Origin of the sequence: Enterobacter sp. ZOR0014 (assembly GCF_000798855.1) — a bacterium.
Lineage (GTDB): Bacteria > Pseudomonadota > Gammaproteobacteria > Enterobacterales > Enterobacteriaceae > Enterobacter > Enterobacter kobei.
Map to the genome: position 1 here is coordinate 1 of NZ_JTLF01000075.1, position 17,310 is coordinate 17,310.

Below are 17,310 nucleotides of genomic sequence, written 5' to 3' on the forward strand. Positions count from 1 at the left end.
AAAAAAAGCCGGGTGGCGGCTTCGCCTTACCCGGCCTACGTGTCTACATAAAAAACCCCGGCTTGCCGGGGTTTTTTATTTACGCTTTGCGCTTCACGGGCTTCTTCGCATTCGAATTACCGTTCGAACGCTGATGCACAATCGGCGTGTGCTTGGTCAGCGCCGGGCGCGTATTGCGGTTCTGGCGACGCGCTTCGCGCATCTCATCCAGCGTCGGGGCCGGTACCAGACAGTCGCGGCGTGAACCGATCAGGTGTTTTTTACCCATCTCTTCCAGCGCCTGGCGGATCAGCGGCCAGTTTTTCGGGTCATGATAACGCAGCAGCGCTTTATGCAGACGACGCTGTTTATCCCCTTTTGGCACCACCACCTCTTCACTCTTGTAGCCAATCTTACTCAGCGGGTTCTTGCCGGTGTAATACATGGTCGTCGAGTTGGCGAGCGGTGACGGGTAAAAGTTCTGCACCTGATCCAGACGGAAGCGACGCTGCTTCAGCCACAGTGCCAGGTTCACCATATCCTCATCACGCGTGCCGGGGTGCGCGGAGATGAAGTACGGGATCAGGTACTGCTCTTTGCCCGCCTGCTTTGAATACGTGTCGAACAGCTCTTTAAAGCGGTCATAGCTGCCCATACCCGGCTTCATCATCTTCGACAGCGGACCTTCTTCGGTGTGCTCCGGCGCAATCTTCAGGTAGCCGCCCACATGGTGGGTCGCCAGCTCTTTGATGTAGCGCGGATCTTCCACGGCGATGTCGTAACGCACCCCGGAGGCAATCAGGATCTTCTTGATGCCCTTCAGGTCGCGCGCGCGACGATAGAGATTGATCGTCGGCTCGTGGTTGGTATCCATATGCTCGCAGATGCTCGGATAGACGCAGGAGAGACGACGGCAGGTTTGCTCCGCGCGCGGCGACTTACAGCGCAGCATATACATGTTCGCGGTTGGACCGCCAAGGTCGGAGATCACACCGGTAAAGCCTGGCACCGTGTCGCGAATCGCTTCGATCTCATTGATGATCGAATCTTCAGAGCGGCTCTGAATAATACGGCCTTCGTGCTCGGTAATAGAGCAGAATGAGCACCCGCCGAAGCAGCCGCGCATGATGTTGATCGAGAAACGGATCATCTCATACGCCGGGATACGGGCGTTGCCGTACGCCGGATGCGGCACGCGCTTGTACGGCAGCGCAAAGACGCTGTCCATCTCTTCGGTGGAGAGCGGGATCGCTGGCGGGTTGATCCAGATAAAGCGCTCGCCGTGCTTCTGCATTAACGCGCGGGCACAGCCCGGGTTGGTTTCGTGGTGCAAAATACGGGACGCATGGGCGTAGAGGACTTTGTCAGCCTTCACCTTCTCGTAAGACGGCAGCAGCACGTAGGTTTTTTCCCACGGTTTCGGGCGCGGCGGCTGCACGACAATCGCCTTTGCTTCCGCTTTCTTTGGCTCAACCGGTTTATTATCCGCACACGGCAAATCTTCGCCGTACGGGTGTGGGATAGGATCGATTTTGCCCGGCATATCAATGATGCGGGAATCCACCCCGCTCCAGCCCGGCAGCGCCTCTTTCACCATGATGGCGGTATTGCGCACGTCGCGGATGCTGCTCACCGGTTCACCCTGCGAGAGACGATGCGCCACTTCCACCAGCGGACGTTCACCGTTGCCGTAAATCAGCATATCGGCTTTGGAATCCACCAGCACCGAGCGGCGAACGGTATCTGACCAGTAGTCGTAATGCGCAGTGCGGCGCAGACTCGCCTCAATGCCACCCAGGATCACCGGCACGTCTTTCCAGGCTTCTTTACAGCGCTGGGTGTAGACGAGGGTAGCGCGGTCCGGACGTTTGCCCGCCACGTTATCCGGCGTATAGGCATCGTCATGGCGCAGCTTACGGTCGGCGGTATAGCGGTTGATCATCGAATCCATGTTGCCCGCGGTCACGCCGAAGAACAGGTTCGGTTTACCCAGACGCATAAAGTCGTCTTTGCTGTTCCAGTCAGGCTGGGAGATGATCCCCACACGGAAGCCCTGCGCTTCGAGCATACGGCCGCAGATGGCCATGCCGAAACTCGGATGGTCAACATAGGCATCGCCTGTGACCAGAATGATATCGCAGCTGTCCCAGCCAAGTTGGTCCATCTCTTCCCGGGACATCGGCAGGAACGGCGCCGGTCCAAAGCAGGCCGCCCAGTACTGGGGCCAGGAGAAGAGGTCACGATCCGGCTGGATCAGGGAAATGGCGCTCATAATGCTTCCGAAGAAAAAATAGACAAAAGGAGCGGGATTATACGCTGTTCATCCGTCCAATTTGAAGAAAAGGATGCAGGAAGCAGACATAAAATCGCGGAAGTCGTTAAAATACAGCGCCCTGTTAATTTTGCATCATAATTACCCCTGACGCCTCCGGTTCTCTGCCGCCGGGAGGCATTCTGGCGTGGAGTTTCCGTGTGAAGTTCAACGATTCGTTACATGTGTCTCAACTGCGGGTTGTGCTCCACCTCTGCGGTTTCCTGGTTCTGCTGTACAGCCTTTCAATGCTGCCGCCGATGGTCATTGCCCTGCTGCACAAAGAGCGGACCTACTTTGCGTTTTTAACCACGTTTCTGACCTTTTTCAGCCTCGGGGGGTTAACCTGGCGGGCGACCCGTCACGCCGGCATACAGCTGCGCACCCGTGACGGTTTCGTGATCATTGTGCTGTTCTGGCTGCTGTTTTCAGTGATCAGCGCCATGCCGCTCTGGATGGATGATGGTCTGCATCTCTCTTTTGCGGATGCGCTCTTCGAAGGGGTGTCCGGGATCACCACGACCGGGGCAACGGTGATCGGGGACGTCAGCGCCCTGCCTAAGTCGTACCTTTATTATCGCGCCCAGCTCAACTTCATTGGCGGGTTAGGCGTCATCGTGCTGGCCGTCGCAGTACTGCCGCTGCTGGGCATCGGGGGCATGAAGCTGTATCAGTCAGAAATGCCCGGGCCGTTCAAAGAGGAGCGCCTGACGCCCCGGCTTGCCGATACTGCGCGTACCCTGTGGCTGACCTATTTCGCGCTGGGCGTGACCTGCACGCTGGCCTACTGGCTGGCGGGGATGCCCGTTTTTGACGCCATCTGTCACGGGCTTTCAACTGTGTCACTGGGCGGGTTTTCTACCCGCAGCGAGAGCATTGGCTTTTATGACAGCCACGCAATTGAACTGGTTGCCGGGGCCTTTTCGCTGCTTTCTGCCTTTAACTTTACCCTCTGGTACGTCGCCATTGTCAGACGCACCCTGAAACCGATCCGCCGCAGCCCGGAGGTCAAATTCTTTCTCAGTGCCGCCGCGGTGATTATCCTCATTACCGCCTGGCAGGTCTGGCATGCGGGAATGTACAACCCCACGGATAGCCTGGTACACGCTTTCTTCCTTGCCAGCTCGATGATGACCGATAACGGTCTCGCGACGGCCGACTATGCCCAATGGCCTGCCCACACCATCTTTTTACTGTTGAGCGCCAGCTTCTTTGGTGGCTGCGTCGGCTCGACCTGCGGCGGGATCAAAGCGCTGCGTTTTCTCATTATGTTTAAGCAGAGTATTCAGGAGATGAATCAGCTGGCTCATCCGCGCGCGCTGCTGAGTATTAAGGTGGGCAAAAGCGTGGTGAATGAACGCGTTCTGCGTTCGGTATGGAGCTTCTTTTTTCTCTACGTGATGATTACCGGATTTTTTGTCTGGGCGCTTAATCTGATGGGCTATGACCTGTTTACGTCATTCGGCACGGTTGCCGCCTGTATCAACAATATGGGGCTGGGTTTTGGCGAGACAGCATCAACGTTTGGCACCTTAACCGAAGGGGCAAAACTGCTGATGTGCGCGGCGATGATCTTAGGGCGTCTGGAAATCTACCCGGTGCTGATTCTGTTCTCGCGCTTTTTCTGGCGGGCATAACACATTCCCGGCGAACCGGGAATGTCAGGGGGTTATGGCGCGGGGTTGATCAACATCTGCCCCACGGAGCCCCTGTCCATCATCTCCAGCGTCTGGCTATGGAACAGGAACGGGAAGTGCGGCCACGAAGGCTGGCCATAGTAGACAAGCAGTTCGACCTGACCATCCACCCAGACGGTATCTTTCCAGCCGCGATCTTCCGGGAACGGCATCGCACCGTTGACGTTACGGATCAGGAATGACACCCCTTCAATATGGAACGACTGCGGCATATCTGAACGGACCGTCCAGCGCTCCCAGGTGCCCTGCTGGGCGGTGATGTCGATACGGTTGACGTCCCACAGCGCGCCGTTGATGCCCGGATCGTCGCCCAGGCTGATATCACGGCTGCGCACCGGCGAACCGCCCATGATCTCCTGCGGCAGCAAACGCATCGGCAGGCTATCGGTGACCAGCGGCAGCAGGCCGGTTGGACGCAGGGTTAACACCAGCGTGGAGACCAGAATGCTCGACGGCTCGAAGAACCCGCGAATACGGTCAACAATGCTCGCGGCTTCGCCACAGGTGACAGAGACTTCATCCCCGTTGGTCATATCCACCAGAATTTCCCGACGTTCCCCCGGCGCCAGCGCCAGTTGCTTAACGGAGACCGGCGCAGGTAAAAAACCCTGGTCGCCGGAGATCACGTGGAGCGGGCGGCCATCGCTCATCTGCAGCTGATAACGACGGGAGTTAGAGGCATTAAGCAAACGCAGACGCACCCAACCGCGGGAAACTTCGACATACGGGCTTTGCGCACCGTTTACCAGCAGCGTATCGCCAACAAAGCCACCGCTCCCCGGCTCGCTGTACTCCGGCGTGCCAAAGTTATCCAGGCGCTTATCCTGAATAATGATCGGGAAATCATCCACGCCGTAGTGGTTCGGGATCGGCAGCGACTTGCTGACCTCATCTTCCACCAGCCACATCCCGGCCAGACCGTTATAGACCTGCTGCGCCGTGCGGTTAGGCGTGTTAGCGTGATACCACAGCGTTGCCGCGCTCTGGCGGATCGGCAGGACGGGTGCCCAGTCGGCGTTGGGAGACATCATGCGCGCCGCGCCACCGATCAGCGGGCCTGGAACCTGTAAACCGCTGATGGTCATGGCAACATTTTCAGTGGTGCGGTTGCTGTAAATGAGCTTAACGTCATCGCCGTTCCACACGCGAACGGTTGGCCCGAGGTAGCGCCCGTTAATGCCCCATACCTGCGCGCGCGTGCCCTGGGTAAAGGACCAGTGGCTGCGCTGTAGCGTCAGAAATAGCGGCTGGCCGCGACGGGATTCAATCAACGGCGGAATGGGCAGCGGCTGTTGCTGCCCGGCGGCGCTGGCTGTCAGCGGCATCGCACCCGCACAGAGGGCAATCCCCGAAGCCTGAATAAACTGACGCCGACTGAGTGACATATAAGCTCCATCTGAAACGACTAACAACGCGGGAATTCGTTTTCCCTTTAACGCCGGATTAAATCTTACCGGCGGCTTCTCTTTCTGCGACTTCTTTGTCCAGCTGCGCAATACGCTGAGCCATCAGCTCGCGGCAATGTGCTGCCAGCTCGCGTACCTGGTCTTTACCGTATTTGCTGGTATCGACAGGCGGCAACATTTCGACAATCACCAGACCATTATTCAGGCGGTTAAGATTAATCTTATTCGAAGTATTGGAAACGCACACAGGAATAATTGGAACACCCGCCGCAATTGCGGCATGAAAAGCGCCCGTTTTAAACGGCAGCAGGCCACGCCCACGGCTACGCGTCCCTTCCGGGAACATCCAGATGGATATTTTGCGCTTTTTAAAATGATTCACTACTTCCGCAATGGTGCTGTGTGCTTTTGCGCGGTTATTACGATCGATCAGCAGGTTACCGGTCAGCCAGTACAACTGGCCGAAAAACGGGATCCACAGCAGGCTCTTTTTCCCCACCGTCACGGTCGGCGGCAGAACGATATTGGAGGCCGTCACCATATCGTAGTTGTTTTGATGGTTGGCGATATAGATGGCATTACCGAAGTTCTCTGCCCCTTCAGGCAGGCGTTTTTCAACCTTCAGACCAAACAACGGTGCAAGGCGGCCGAACATATGGCCGAAGGTGGCAACGTGCTTAGGATTGCGCGGGCTGAACAGGCAATAAATTGAGCCGAAAACACAGACCAGAATACAGTAGATAACGGTAAGAATAAGACGAACAATATATAGCATAGCGACCTCTGAAGCCCCAACAGCTGACAATTATACTTCACCTGTGGCCAGGTAAGGACTTTATTACGAGCGCGTATTGTTAATCGCAACGCACGAATTAACAACGATTTTACGGGAAATTTTATTGGACTTCCCCCTCCGGACGGAGGGGGATATCACGAGACTACTCTTCGCTGTCACCCGCGCTGCTGCGCGCCGGTGAATCTATCTCCACACGGTCGATACGCTGCAGGCCGCGCATCAGCGAACCGCGACGACCGCGTTCACCCACCACTTTCTGCAGCTCTTCCGGACGCAGTTTGATCTTACGCTTGCCAACATGAATGGTCAGCGTGCTCTGCGGCGGCAGCAGGAAGAGGTGCGCCAGACCATCTTCACCTTTCGCGGCTTCCGCCGACGGGATGTTGATGATCTTGTTGCCCTTCCCTTTCGACAGCTCCGGCAGGTCGCTGACCGGGAACATCAGCATGCGTCCGGCGGAGGTGATCGCCAGCAGCATATCGCTTTCGTTCTCGATCACCAGCGGCGTCATCACGCGAGCGTTGTCCGGCAGGCTAATCAGCGCTTTACCGGCACGGTTACGCGACACAAGATCGTTAAAGGTACAGATAAAGCCATAACCCGCGTCAGACGCCATCAGCAGCTTCTGGTCATCGGCCTCCATCAGCATATGATCAACCGTCGCCCCCGGCGGCAGCGTCAGCTTACCGGTAAGCGGTTCGCCCTGGCCGCGCGCGGAAGGCAGCGTGATAGGGTCGATGGCGTAGCTGCGACCAGTGGAGTCGATAAACGCCACCGGCTGGTTACTCTTGCCTTTCACCGCCGCTTTAAAGCTGTCACCGGCTTTGTAGCTGAGACCCGGCGCGTCGATATCATGGCCTTTGGCGCTGCGCACCCAGCCGCTTTGCGACAGCACAATGGTCACCGGCTCGGAAGGCTGCATGTCATGCTCGTTCATTGCCTTCGCTTCTTCGCGCTCGTGCAGCGGAGAACGACGATCGTCGCCGAAAGCATCAGCATCCGCCTGCAGCTCTTTCTTCAGCAGGTTATTCATCTTGCGCTCGGACGCGAGGATCGCCTGCAGCTGATCGCGCTCTTTTTCCAGCTCGTTCTGTTCACCGCGGATCTTCATCTCTTCCAGTTTGGCGAGATGGCGCAGTTTCAGTTCGAGGATCGCTTCCGCCTGCGTTTCGCTGATGCCAAAGCGCGACATCAGGGCCGGCTTCGGCTCGTCCTCGGTACGGATGATCTCAATGACTTCGTCGATATTGAGGAACGCCACCAGCAAACCTTCGAGGATATGCAGGCGCTTCAGCACTTTCTCCAGACGATGGTTTAGACGACGGCGGACCGTATCACGACGGAACGTTAGCCATTCGGAAAGGATCTCCAGCAGGTTTTTCACCGCCGGGCGTCCGTCAAGGCCGATCATGTTCAGGTTGATGCGGTAGCTTTTTTCCAGATCGGTGGTGGCAAACAGGTGGTTCATCACCTGCTCCATGTCCACGCGGTTGGAGCGCGGCACGATCACCAGACGGGTCGGGTTCTCGTGGTCAGATTCGTCGCGCAGGTCGTCCACCATCGGCAGCTTTTTATTGCGCATCTGGGAGGCGATCTGCTCCAGCACTTTCGCGCCGGAAACCTGGTGCGGCAGCGCGGTGATCACCACAGCGCCGTCTTCTTTATTCCACACCGCGCGCATGCGCACGGAGCCGCGACCGTTCTGGTAGATTTTGCGGATTTCCGCACGCGAGGTGATGATTTCCGCTTCAGTCGGATAATCCGGCCCCTGAACGATATCCAGCAGCTCGTCGAGCGACGTTTTAGGCTGCTCAATCAGGGTGATGGCGGCTTTCGCCACTTCACGCAGGTTGTGGGGCGGAATATCTGTCGCCATACCGACCGCAATACCGGTGGTACCGTTCAGCAGAATGTTTGGCAGACGCGCAGGCAGCATCTTCGGCTCCTGCATCGTACCGTCGAAGTTTGGCACCCAGTCAACGGTTCCCTGACCCAGCTCGCCCAGCAGCACTTCGGCATATTTAGAGAGACGAGATTCGGTATAACGCATCGCCGCGAAGGATTTCGGATCGTCCGGTGCCCCCCAGTTCCCCTGACCATCCACCAGCGGATAGCGGTAAGAGAACGGCTGCGCCATCAGGACCATCGCTTCATAACAGGCGCTGTCGCCGTGCGGATGGTATTTACCCAGCACGTCACCGACGGTACGGGCGGATTTCTTGAACTTGGCGGTGGCGTTCAGCCCCAGTTCGGACATCGCATAGACGATGCGGCGCTGAACCGGCTTCAGGCCATCCCCGATAAACGGCAACGCCCTGTCCATGATGACGTACATGGAGTAGTTCAGGTAGGCGTTTTCCGTGAATTCATGTAGCGCGAGGCGCTCTGCCATATCGCTCATTACGTGTGATTCCTCAACTCAGAAACCGATGGGTTTCAGGCAATATTGCCGCAGATACTACCCTATCTGACGAGTTGAGTCACAAAGAAAAAGGGCCGGGTGAGCGGCCCTTTTCGGGTTATTTGTTCAGCTTGATAACCTGCTTCACATCGATTTCAAACTCGTTCCAGTCTTTATCGACTTTACCCTGCAGCTCCACTTTATCCTGCGGGGTCACGGTCACGCCGTTCCAGCGCTTGTGGTCAATTTCGACCACCACCGTACCGGACTCATCGCGGAAGGTGTAGCGGTCATCGGACAGGCGCTCGGTAATGTTCCCGCGCAGCTTCACCCAGGCATCGTCCTTCAGATCTTTCACTTTAGCCGCGGTGGTGAGGTTGGCGTTGTTATCGACAAAACCGCCCTGCTGAGTTTGCGTCTGGGCCGGCGTGGCGGATGGGCCACTAAAACCGCCCTGAGCAGCAAAGACCGGCGCGGTGGTCATCATCATGATGGCAGCAATTGCAGCGAATTTTTTCATCGTAATCTCTCCCTTTAATGTCGTTTCGCAGTCCATTAAACAGGGTAATCCTTAACAACTTCTTAAGGGGAAAATTTATTTATTTTTACTGTACACCAGCCGCTTAGAGAGGGTTTACTGGCGGCATCAAGGAGGGAACATGCGCATTTTACTGGTAGAAGATGACAAGCTCATCGGCGATGGCATCAAAGCGGGCTTAAGCAAACTGGGCTTTAGCGTGGACTGGTTTACCGAGGGGAAAACCGGGCAGGCCGCGCTCGCTTCCGCGCCCTATGATGCCGTGGTGCTGGACCTGACGCTGCCGGAAATTGACGGTCTGGACATTCTGCGCGCCTGGCGTGAAGGCGGACACAGCGAGCCGGTACTGATCCTGACGGCGCGGGATGCGCTGAACCAGCGTGTTGAAGGGCTGCGCCTCGGGGCGGACGATTATCTCTGTAAGCCTTTTGCCCTGATCGAAGTGGCTGCCCGCCTTGAAGCGCTGGTGCGCCGCAGCCACGGCCAGACGCGCAGCGAACTGCGCCACGGCAAGGTCACGCTCGATCCAGCGAGCCTTATCGCCACGCTGGATGGCGAAACGTTAACGCTTAAGCCTAAAGAGTTCGCGCTGCTGGAGCTGTTAATGCGTAACGCAGGCCGGGTACTGCCGCGCAAGCTGATCGAGGAAAAACTCTATACCTGGGACGATGACGTCTCTAGCAACGCCGTCGAAGTCCATGTTCATCATTTACGCCGCAAGCTCGGAAGCGACTTTATCCGCACCGTACACGGCATCGGTTATACCCTGGGTGACGCATGAAATTGAGCCTGAAGCTGCGCCTGACGCTGCTGTTTTTAGTCCTCTCTCTGACGGCATGGTTCGCCGCCAGCCTGGTGGCCTGGCAGCAGACCACCCACAAGCTGGATAAGCTGTTCGATACACAGCAGATGCTGTTTGCCAAACGACTGCTGACGATGGAACTGGACGAGCTTCATGCGCCAGCGCGCATGCGTGAGGTGCCGAAAAAAGCCAAACACGGGCATCTTGACGACGATGCGCTGGCCTTTGCGATTTACGCTTCAGACGGCACGATGATCCTGAACGACGGCGAAAACGGCCGCGATATCCCGTATCACTATCGCCGTGACGGCTTTGACGACGGACGGCTTCAGGACGATAACGACGAATGGCGCTTTTTATGGCTGACATCGCCAGACGGGAAATACCGCGTGGTGGTCGGCCAGGAGTGGGAGTACCGGCAGGATATGGCGCTCGACGTCGTCAGCTCACAGCTGACGCCTTGGCTGGTGGCGCTGCCGGTAATGCTGCTGTTGCTTATTGTCCTGCTGAGTCGGGAACTGAAACCGCTGAAAAAACTGGCACAGACCCTGCGCGCGCGCTCGCCGGATGCCACCGATGCCCTGCCCATCCAGGGCGTACCGGCGGAAGTGCGCCCCCTGCTCGACTCGCTGAATCATCTCTTTGCGCGTACCCAGGAGATGATGACCCGCGAGCGCCGTTTTACCTCCGATGCCGCCCATGAATTACGCAGCCCGCTGGCGGCGCTGAAGGTGCAAACCGACGTGGCGCAGCTCTCTCAGGACGATCCGCAGGCACAGGAAAAAGCGCTGACGCAGCTGCACGCGGGCATCGATCGCGCGTCCCGTCTGGTGGATCAGCTCCTCACGCTGTCGCGTCTGGACTCGCTGGACAGCCTGGACGGTGTAGAACAGATAGCGATGGCCGATTTGCTGCAGTCCGCGGTAATGGATATCTACCCTCCGGCGCAGCAGGCGGGCATTGATATTCGTCTGAACATTAACGCGCCAGAGGTGACGCGCACGGGTCAGCAACTGCTCCTGAGCCTGCTGGTTCGTAACCTGCTGGATAACGCCACCCGTTACAGTCCGCGCGGCAGCGTGGTGGATGTGACGCTGGATGCGCGTCGCTTTACCGTGCGCGACAATGGCCCGGGTATTTCCCCCGATGCGCTGGCGCGTCTCGGCGAGCGGTTTTACCGTCCGCCAGGTCAGGATGCCACCGGAAGCGGGCTGGGGTTATCCATTGTGAAACGCATCGCCGCCCTGCACGGGATGCACGTCGCGCTGGGCAACGCCCCTGAAGGCGGCTTCGAAGTGAACGTCAGTTGGTAAAAGATTATTGCATTTAACGCAAAAGACTTTGCACATTTTGCTCATTTTTCCGCTCCGTCCTCGCGCGTAGAATACCCGGCATACTCTCAGTCACGAGGACAAATAATGAGCAACATTTTGATTATCAACGGCGCAAAAGAATTTGCGCACTCTAAAGGCCAACTGAATGACACCCTGACCGAGGTCGCGGATGGTTTCCTGCGCGACGCCGGGCATGATGTTAAGGTCGTGCGTGCGGACAGCGAGTATGACGTGAAGGCGGAAGTGCAGAACTTCCTGTGGGCCGACGTAGTGATTTGGCAGATGCCGGGCTGGTGGATGGGCGCACCGTGGACGGTGAAAAAGTACATGGACGACGTCTTCACCGAAGGTCACGGTTCACTTTATGCCAGCGACGGCCGCACCCGTTCAGACGCGTCGAAAAAATACGGTTCCGGCGGTCTGATTCAGGGCAAAAAATATATGCTTTCCCTGACCTGGAACGCTCCTCTGGAAGCCTTCACCGAAAAAGATCAGTTCTTTGAAGGCGTGGGCGTCGACGGTGCGTATCTGCCGTTCCACAAGGCGAACCAGTTCCTGGGGATGGATCCGCTGCCGACCTTTATCGTCAACGACGTGATTAAAATGCCGGACGTCCCGAGCTATATCGCAGAATATCGCAAGCATCTCGCGAAAATTTTTGCTTAACTGGTAGCCTGGAATTAAAGGAGTAGTAACCATGCTTACAGTAATCGCAGAAATCCGTACTCGTCCAGGTCAACATCACCGTCAGGCGGTGCTGGATCAGTTCGCGAAAATTATCCCAACCGTACTGAAAGAAGAAGGCTGCCACGGCTACGCGCCGATGGTGGACGCCGCTACCGACGCAAGCTTCCAGGCCACCGCGCCAGACTCCATTATCATGGTTGAGCAGTGGGAAACCGTCGCCCATCTTGAAGCGCATTTGCAGACCGCACATATGAAAGCGTGGAGCGATGCGGTGAAAGGTGACGTGCTGGAGACCCACATCCGTATTCTGGAGCAAGGGGTTTAAGTTCGTGGAATTTGCCGGGTGGCACTGCGTGTACCCGGCCTACAAAACCTGAACCGTAGGCCCGGTAAGCGTTAGCGCCACCGGGCTTTTTTAGCACCTTAAACCTCAACTGCTATGCTTATTCTGACTTCATGATTAACAGGAGGATGGAATGGGTCTTTTTAACTTCGTCAAAGAAGCAGGCGAAAAGCTGTGGGATAACCTGACCGATCATAAAGGCCAGGGCGACAAAATCACCGAGCACCTCAAGAAACTCAACATTCCCGGTTCAGACAAAGTCCAGGTTAACGTTACCGACGGCAAAGCTAGCGTAACGGGCGACGGGCTGACCCAGGAGCAGAAAGAGAAAATCCAGGTCGCCGTCGGGAACATCGCGGGCGTCAGCGAAGTGGAGAACAATATCACCGCGACCGATGCCAAAGATGAAGCCACCTACTACACGGTAAAATCCGGCGATACCCTGAGCGCTATCTCCAAAACCGTGTACGGCGATGCCAACCAGTACAACAAGATTTTCGAGGCCAATCGCCCGATGCTCTCCAGCCCGGATAAAATCTACCCGGGCCAGACGCTGCGTATTCCGAAAGCGTGATCCACGAGTCGGGGGGTACCCCCGACTGTTTTTAACCGCTTTTCTTCCCCGGCTTTAACCCACGATGCAACTCATTGATACGCTTCATCGACTTAATGGTGCGCTGCGGCTCGGTGGAGGCAACGGATAAAACAATCATCTCCAGACACAGCAGCACCGTGCCATGAAGCGGGATTTTACCCTTCTCTCCGCCACGCGGGACGTGGATCACCACGCTGGCCTCTTTACTGAATTGTGAGTCGGTGGCATTGGTCAGCAAAACGGTGGGGATCCCCAGGCGTTTCGCCTCGCGCAGCGTGGTTTGTCCTTCCCGATGCGCAGATTTTTGCGCCATCATGATCAGCACATCACCGCGCTGGAGCCCAATCAACTGTTCCGCAAGCCCTATCCCGGTACGGTTGAGCGGCATGGCGGGGAGTCCCATCCGGCTGAACAATCTGGCGGTGTATTCGGCCAGAATCCCGGACGCGCCAATACCAAACAGGGCAACCTGCCTCGCCTGAGCCAGCAGTGAGACCGCCTGCGCCATCGCGAGGCGGTTGTGGGGTTCAGACAAGACGTTACAGGTATGCTGGTGCCCCTCCAGCACGAAATCAATGCTCGCATTGACGTCGCTGGTAAGCGTATTCACCGTGGTGGAGATCTTTTCGCTGGAGGTCACCACCGGACCAAACCACTGCTCCAGCGTCTGCTTGAGATCGCGCAATCCACCAAAACCGAGTGCCTGGATGGCGCGGACGACGGTGGCATCCGACGTTTTAAGCAGCGTCGCGATCTCCATCGCCGTCTGTTCCATCACCGCTTCACGATTTTCATTGATATAGCGCGCCACCAGCAGCAGCCGCGGCGTAAGCTGGTGCGCCCGCGAGCGGAGGCGGTCGCCGAAAACATCGACTTTTCGGCTCATCGTGACGCCTCCGGCAAAGGACGTCCGGCAATCTGCGACTGCACCTGCGCGGCCATGAGCCCTAACGAGGCGAACGAGTTCGAGATGGCCTCTTCGCGCGAGATCAGTACGTAGTGGCCGGTTCGGCAGGCATTCAGGAACTGACACCAGCCGGGCATGACCGCATCCATTGCTGCCAGCTCATCCTGCGGTTTGCCGCCCGTATCCCCGCGCCAGGTAGCGAAAACGAAATCAGCATCCAGCTCCGGCAGCCGTTCAGCACTGACGTCAATCCGTCCGCCCTCCGGGATGGACTCAATCAGCGGCGGGAAGGTAAACCCGGCATCACGCAGGACGCGCCCCAGCGAATGGTAGCTGTGCATGGCGTTGATTTTCCCCTGATTAGCCTGAATCACCGACACGGTGATTTTGCGTGTGTCGATAGTCGCCTTCAGCGCCTTGATTTGTTCCTGATAGCGGCGTTCAAGAACCTTGAGCCGCGCCTGCGTGCCCGTCAGCTGCGCCAGTTTGCGGTAGATCTCCGGCGCGCCGCCGTCGAGATGATTGATACTCACCGTCGGGGCAATCTTTTCCAGCTGCTCTACCGGCGTGTTGCGGGTCGGCTCGGTAATGATCAGATCCGGTTTTGCCGCGGCGATGGCCTCAATGTCGATATCGGCAGTGCCGATAAACTTGATGTCGGAATTATCGAAGTCGACGCCGGTCAACATGCCGCTGGACCGCAGAAAGTGGCTACCGTCCGGTCGCGTGCGGCCATGGCTCGCCACGGGCGGTACGCCAAGCTCAATCAGTGGAATGGTGATATCCAGATCGTGTAACGAGACGATCTGTTTCGGATGTACCGGTACCACCACTTTCCGGTTCAGATCGTCCGTAAACGTCTGGGTCGGCTCGGCCGCACCCACCGCAAAGCCTACCAGCAACAGCATCGCAAACAGTACGCGCATCATAGTCTCCTAAAATCTGTCCCGACGCTGCCAGAGCAGCAGCAGGAAAAAGGGTCCGCCAATCAGTGAAATCACAATGCCCGCAGGCAGCTGCAGCGGGAGGAATGCCAGCCGCCCGACGTTATCCGCCAGCAGCACCAGCAGCGCCCCCAGCACGGCGCTTCCCGTCAGGAGCGCGGTTTGCCCGCCGCGCAGCAGCAGGCGCGCCATATGTGGCGCAATGAGCCCGACAAAACCAATACTGCCCACGCAGGAGACGCAGGCCGCCGTCAGCACCACCGGGGCGAGAACGCGCAGCAGCGCCAGTCGGTTTGTGCGCACCCCCAGTCCCGCCGCCGCGTGGTTGCCGAGCAGCGCCACGTCGGCAGCGCGGGCGGTTAATAACAGCAGCGCAAATGCCGGAAGCGACCAGGCCGTCGCAATGCTGACCAGCGTCCAGTTTGCCGCGTGCAGGCTTCCCGCCAGCCATAGCATCGCCGTCTGCACGTCGCGCACGTCCGCCGTGGTCATAAAGACGCCCATTGCCGCGGCGAAGGCCCATGAAACGCCGATGCCGATCAGAATGAATCGTGGACGCGAAATATCACGCGCCAGGGCCACCACCAACAGCGCAGTGAGTAGGCCTCCGGCTATGCCGACCAGCGGCCGCCAGCCCAGTCCCAGCGCCGGAAACTGAAAAATCAGCAGCAGTACCGCCGCGCTACAACCCTCTTTCACGCCGATAAGCCCCGGGTCCGCCAGGCCATTGCGGGTAATGGACTGCATTGCCGCGCCAGCCATGCCGAGCATCGCGCCGCACAGTACCGCCATCAGCAGGCGCGGCAGACGGATATCCATCACGATGTAGTGCGTCTCTGGGGTCAGGCTTTCGGTATAAAACAGCGCCCGCCCGATGGCGGATGCAGGAACGGAAAGCGAGCCGTGCGTCAGGCCAAAAGCGGTTAGCAAGCAGGCCGCCAGCGTCAGGACGGCCAGGCACACCAGCGCTTTTGGACGAACCAGCGCCGAGAAAGCCCCCACGCGTAACGCACGCAATCCAGCCCGGTTCATTTGAACATCCTTGCAGCCATGAAGATAAAGACGGGCGCGCCGACCAGGGCAGTCATGATGCCGGTTGCCAGCTCCCAGGGCGTAAACAGCGTGCGGGCGGCGATATCCGCCAGCAGCAGAACCAGCGCGCCACACAGGGCAGAGAGCGGCACCATCACGCGTAAATCAACCGACACCAGACGACGAATGAGCTGCGGCACCACAAGACCGATAAAGCCAATCGGCCCGGCGAGGGAGACCGCCGCCCCGCAGAGCAGCGCGATAGAAAGCAGAGCGAGCAGGCGGGTTTTCAGCAGCGACACGCCCAGCCCCTGCGCCATCCTGTCGCCCATCGCCAGCATATTGAGCGAGGGCGACAGCCCGATGGCGAGAACAAAACCGGCTGTTGCAGCCCAAAGGGCGTTCTGAAGCGTCTGCACGTTGATCCCGGCCAGGTCCCCCGCCAGCCAGGTCCGCATGGCGAGCAGCGTCTGTTCATCCAGTATGAGCACCGTGGCGGTAATCGACGCGGCAAACGCCGACATCGCCACGCCGCACAGGGTCACCTTCATCGGCGTGAGTCCGGCGCGGCCGGACGAGGAGAACATCAGCACCAGCAGAAACAGCGCAGCGGCGCCAGCGGCGGCAATCAGCGGGCGTCCAAACGGCAGCGTGAGCCCAAGCGCGTTCGTCAGTACCACCGCCAGTGCCGCCCCGGCATTGAGCCCCAGAATATGCGGTTCGCCGAGCGGGTTGCGGATCACGGATTGCAGCAGCACGCCCGCGACGCCGAGGGCAGCACCTGTCACCATCGCGCCGCAGAGACGCAGCAGCCGCAGTTTGATAATGATGTTATGGTCGAAATTGCGCGGGTCGAAATGGAAGAAGGCCTCCACCACCGTCTTCGGGGCGATAAAACGCGCACCGATACCCAGATGCGCAATCGCGCCCATCGCCAGCAGCAAGGTGAAAAGCAGGAAAGCCAGAGAGGTGCGCATCATGGCTGTTCCGTGACCTGGCGGAACGGCATAAAGAACGGTTTGCCGGTCAGCGGATTGATGGACATATGCACGTCGACATCAAACACCGCTTTAATCAGCTCCGGCGTGCAGACGTCGCCCTCATGTAATACGCCCTCCACTTTTCCCTGGCGTAAAAAGACCAGTGAATCACCATAATTCACGGCAAAGTTAAGGTCGTGCAGCACCACTACCACGGTACGTCCATGCGCGCGCGTCAGCGTATGCAGCAGTTCGAGGATTTCCACCTGGTAGCGGAGATCGAGGAAGGTTGTCGGTTCATCCAGCAGGATATACGGCGTCTGCTGCGCCAGCGCCATGGCGATCCAGCAGCGCTGACGCTGGCCGCCGGACAGGCTCTCGACAGGCCTATGGGCAAACTCCGCCGTGCCGGTCAGGCGCAGCGCCTCTTCCACCGCCCGCTCGTCTTCGTCGCTCCACTGGCGCATAAAATTCTGCCACGGAAAACGCCCGCGCGAGACCAGCTCGAAAACGGTTAACCCTTCCGGCAGCAGCGGCGACTGCGGCAGGATACCCAGC

The 17,310-nt window shown here is 58.2% G+C and carries 16 protein-coding genes; 6 read left to right on the plus strand and 10 right to left on the minus strand.

Annotated features, from left to right (window positions below; translation table 11 throughout):
- Positions 1–79 precede the first annotated feature (79 nt).
- Positions 80–2,251 (minus strand): YgiQ family radical SAM protein, encoded by a 2,172-nt coding sequence (locus L977_RS03085; RefSeq protein ID WP_023338788.1) that lies wholly within the window; start codon positions 2,249–2,251, stop codon positions 80–82.
- 200 nt (positions 2,252–2,451) lie between these two features.
- Here L977_RS03085 and L977_RS03090 point away from each other — a divergent pair, with 200 nt between their 5' ends.
- Positions 2,452–3,927, plus strand: a complete 1,476-nt coding sequence (locus tag L977_RS03090; RefSeq protein ID WP_047624690.1) for a TrkH family potassium uptake protein — start codon at positions 2,452–2,454, stop codon at positions 3,925–3,927.
- Positions 3,928–3,959: 32 nt separating this feature from the next.
- Here L977_RS03090 and ftsP read toward each other — a convergent pair whose 3' ends face one another.
- The 4 genes from ftsP to L977_RS03110 form a co-directional block, all read right to left on the minus strand.
- Positions 3,960–5,372 (minus strand): cell division protein FtsP, encoded by a 1,413-nt coding sequence (ftsP, locus tag L977_RS03095; RefSeq protein WP_023331309.1) that lies wholly within the window; start codon positions 5,370–5,372, stop codon positions 3,960–3,962.
- A gap of 58 nt (positions 5,373–5,430) precedes the next feature.
- The gene (gene plsC / locus L977_RS03100; protein ID WP_014885242.1) at positions 5,431–6,168 is read right to left on the minus strand and encodes a 1-acylglycerol-3-phosphate O-acyltransferase; all 738 of its coding nucleotides are present in this window, start codon (positions 6,166–6,168) and stop codon (positions 5,431–5,433) included.
- 163 nt (positions 6,169–6,331) lie between these two features.
- Positions 6,332–8,590 (minus strand): DNA topoisomerase IV subunit A, encoded by a 2,259-nt coding sequence (parC, locus tag L977_RS03105; RefSeq protein WP_014885243.1) that lies wholly within the window; start codon positions 8,588–8,590, stop codon positions 6,332–6,334.
- 118 nt (positions 8,591–8,708) lie between these two features.
- Positions 8,709–9,110: a YgiW/YdeI family stress tolerance OB fold protein gene (locus tag L977_RS03110; RefSeq protein ID WP_014885244.1), complete on the minus strand. Its 402-nt coding sequence runs from the start codon at positions 9,108–9,110 to the stop codon at positions 8,709–8,711.
- 139 nt (positions 9,111–9,249) lie between these two features.
- On the opposite strand from L977_RS03110, the gene qseB reads away from it, so the two are divergent.
- The 5 genes from qseB (at position 9,250) to lysM (ending at position 12,868) form a co-directional block, all read left to right on the plus strand.
- Entirely contained in the window at positions 9,250–9,909 is a 660-nt protein-coding gene (gene qseB / locus L977_RS03115; RefSeq protein WP_014885245.1) for a quorum sensing response regulator transcription factor QseB, read from the plus strand.
- On the plus strand, positions 9,906–11,243 hold the full coding sequence (gene qseC, locus L977_RS03120; RefSeq protein WP_045268654.1) for a quorum sensing histidine kinase QseC: 1,338 nt from the start codon (positions 9,906–9,908) through the stop codon (positions 11,241–11,243). Before qseB ends, qseC begins: the two co-directional genes overlap by 4 nt.
- A 105-nt stretch (positions 11,244–11,348) precedes the next feature.
- A complete protein-coding gene (locus L977_RS03125) occupies positions 11,349–11,930 on the plus strand; it encodes an NAD(P)H-dependent oxidoreductase (protein ID WP_014885247.1) in 582 nt (193 codons plus the stop codon).
- Positions 11,931–11,961: 31 nt separating this feature from the next.
- Positions 11,962–12,276, plus strand: coding sequence for a putative quinol monooxygenase (locus L977_RS03130; RefSeq protein WP_008502984.1), 315 nt, complete (start codon positions 11,962–11,964; stop codon positions 12,274–12,276).
- 151 nt (positions 12,277–12,427) lie between these two features.
- Positions 12,428–12,868 (plus strand): peptidoglycan-binding protein LysM, encoded by a 441-nt coding sequence (lysM, locus tag L977_RS03135; protein ID WP_014885249.1) that lies wholly within the window; start codon positions 12,428–12,430, stop codon positions 12,866–12,868.
- 31 nt (positions 12,869–12,899) lie between these two features.
- On the opposite strand, the gene L977_RS03140 is transcribed toward lysM, so the two are convergent.
- From L977_RS03140 to L977_RS03160, 5 genes are all read right to left on the minus strand, one after another.
- Complete coding sequence (locus tag L977_RS03140) at positions 12,900–13,775, minus strand: MurR/RpiR family transcriptional regulator (RefSeq protein WP_014885250.1); 876 nt, start codon at positions 13,773–13,775, stop codon at positions 12,900–12,902.
- Positions 13,772–14,722: an iron-siderophore ABC transporter substrate-binding protein gene (locus L977_RS03145; protein ID WP_047624693.1), complete on the minus strand. Its 951-nt coding sequence runs from the start codon at positions 14,720–14,722 to the stop codon at positions 13,772–13,774. Before L977_RS03145 ends, L977_RS03140 begins: the two co-directional genes overlap by 4 nt.
- A 9-nt stretch (positions 14,723–14,731) precedes the next feature.
- Positions 14,732–15,772 carry a FecCD family ABC transporter permease gene (locus L977_RS03150; protein ID WP_047624695.1) on the minus strand — a complete coding sequence of 347 codons (1,041 nt, stop codon included), beginning with the start codon at positions 15,770–15,772 and terminating at the stop codon, positions 14,732–14,734.
- Positions 15,769–16,752 carry a FecCD family ABC transporter permease gene (locus L977_RS03155; RefSeq protein ID WP_047624697.1) on the minus strand — a complete coding sequence of 328 codons (984 nt, stop codon included), beginning with the start codon at positions 16,750–16,752 and terminating at the stop codon, positions 15,769–15,771. Before L977_RS03155 ends, L977_RS03150 begins: the two co-directional genes overlap by 4 nt.
- A partial coding sequence (locus L977_RS03160) for an ABC transporter ATP-binding protein (RefSeq protein ID WP_047624699.1) occupies positions 16,749–17,310 on the minus strand: 562 nt, incomplete at its 5' end. The genes L977_RS03155 and L977_RS03160, both read right to left, overlap by 4 nt.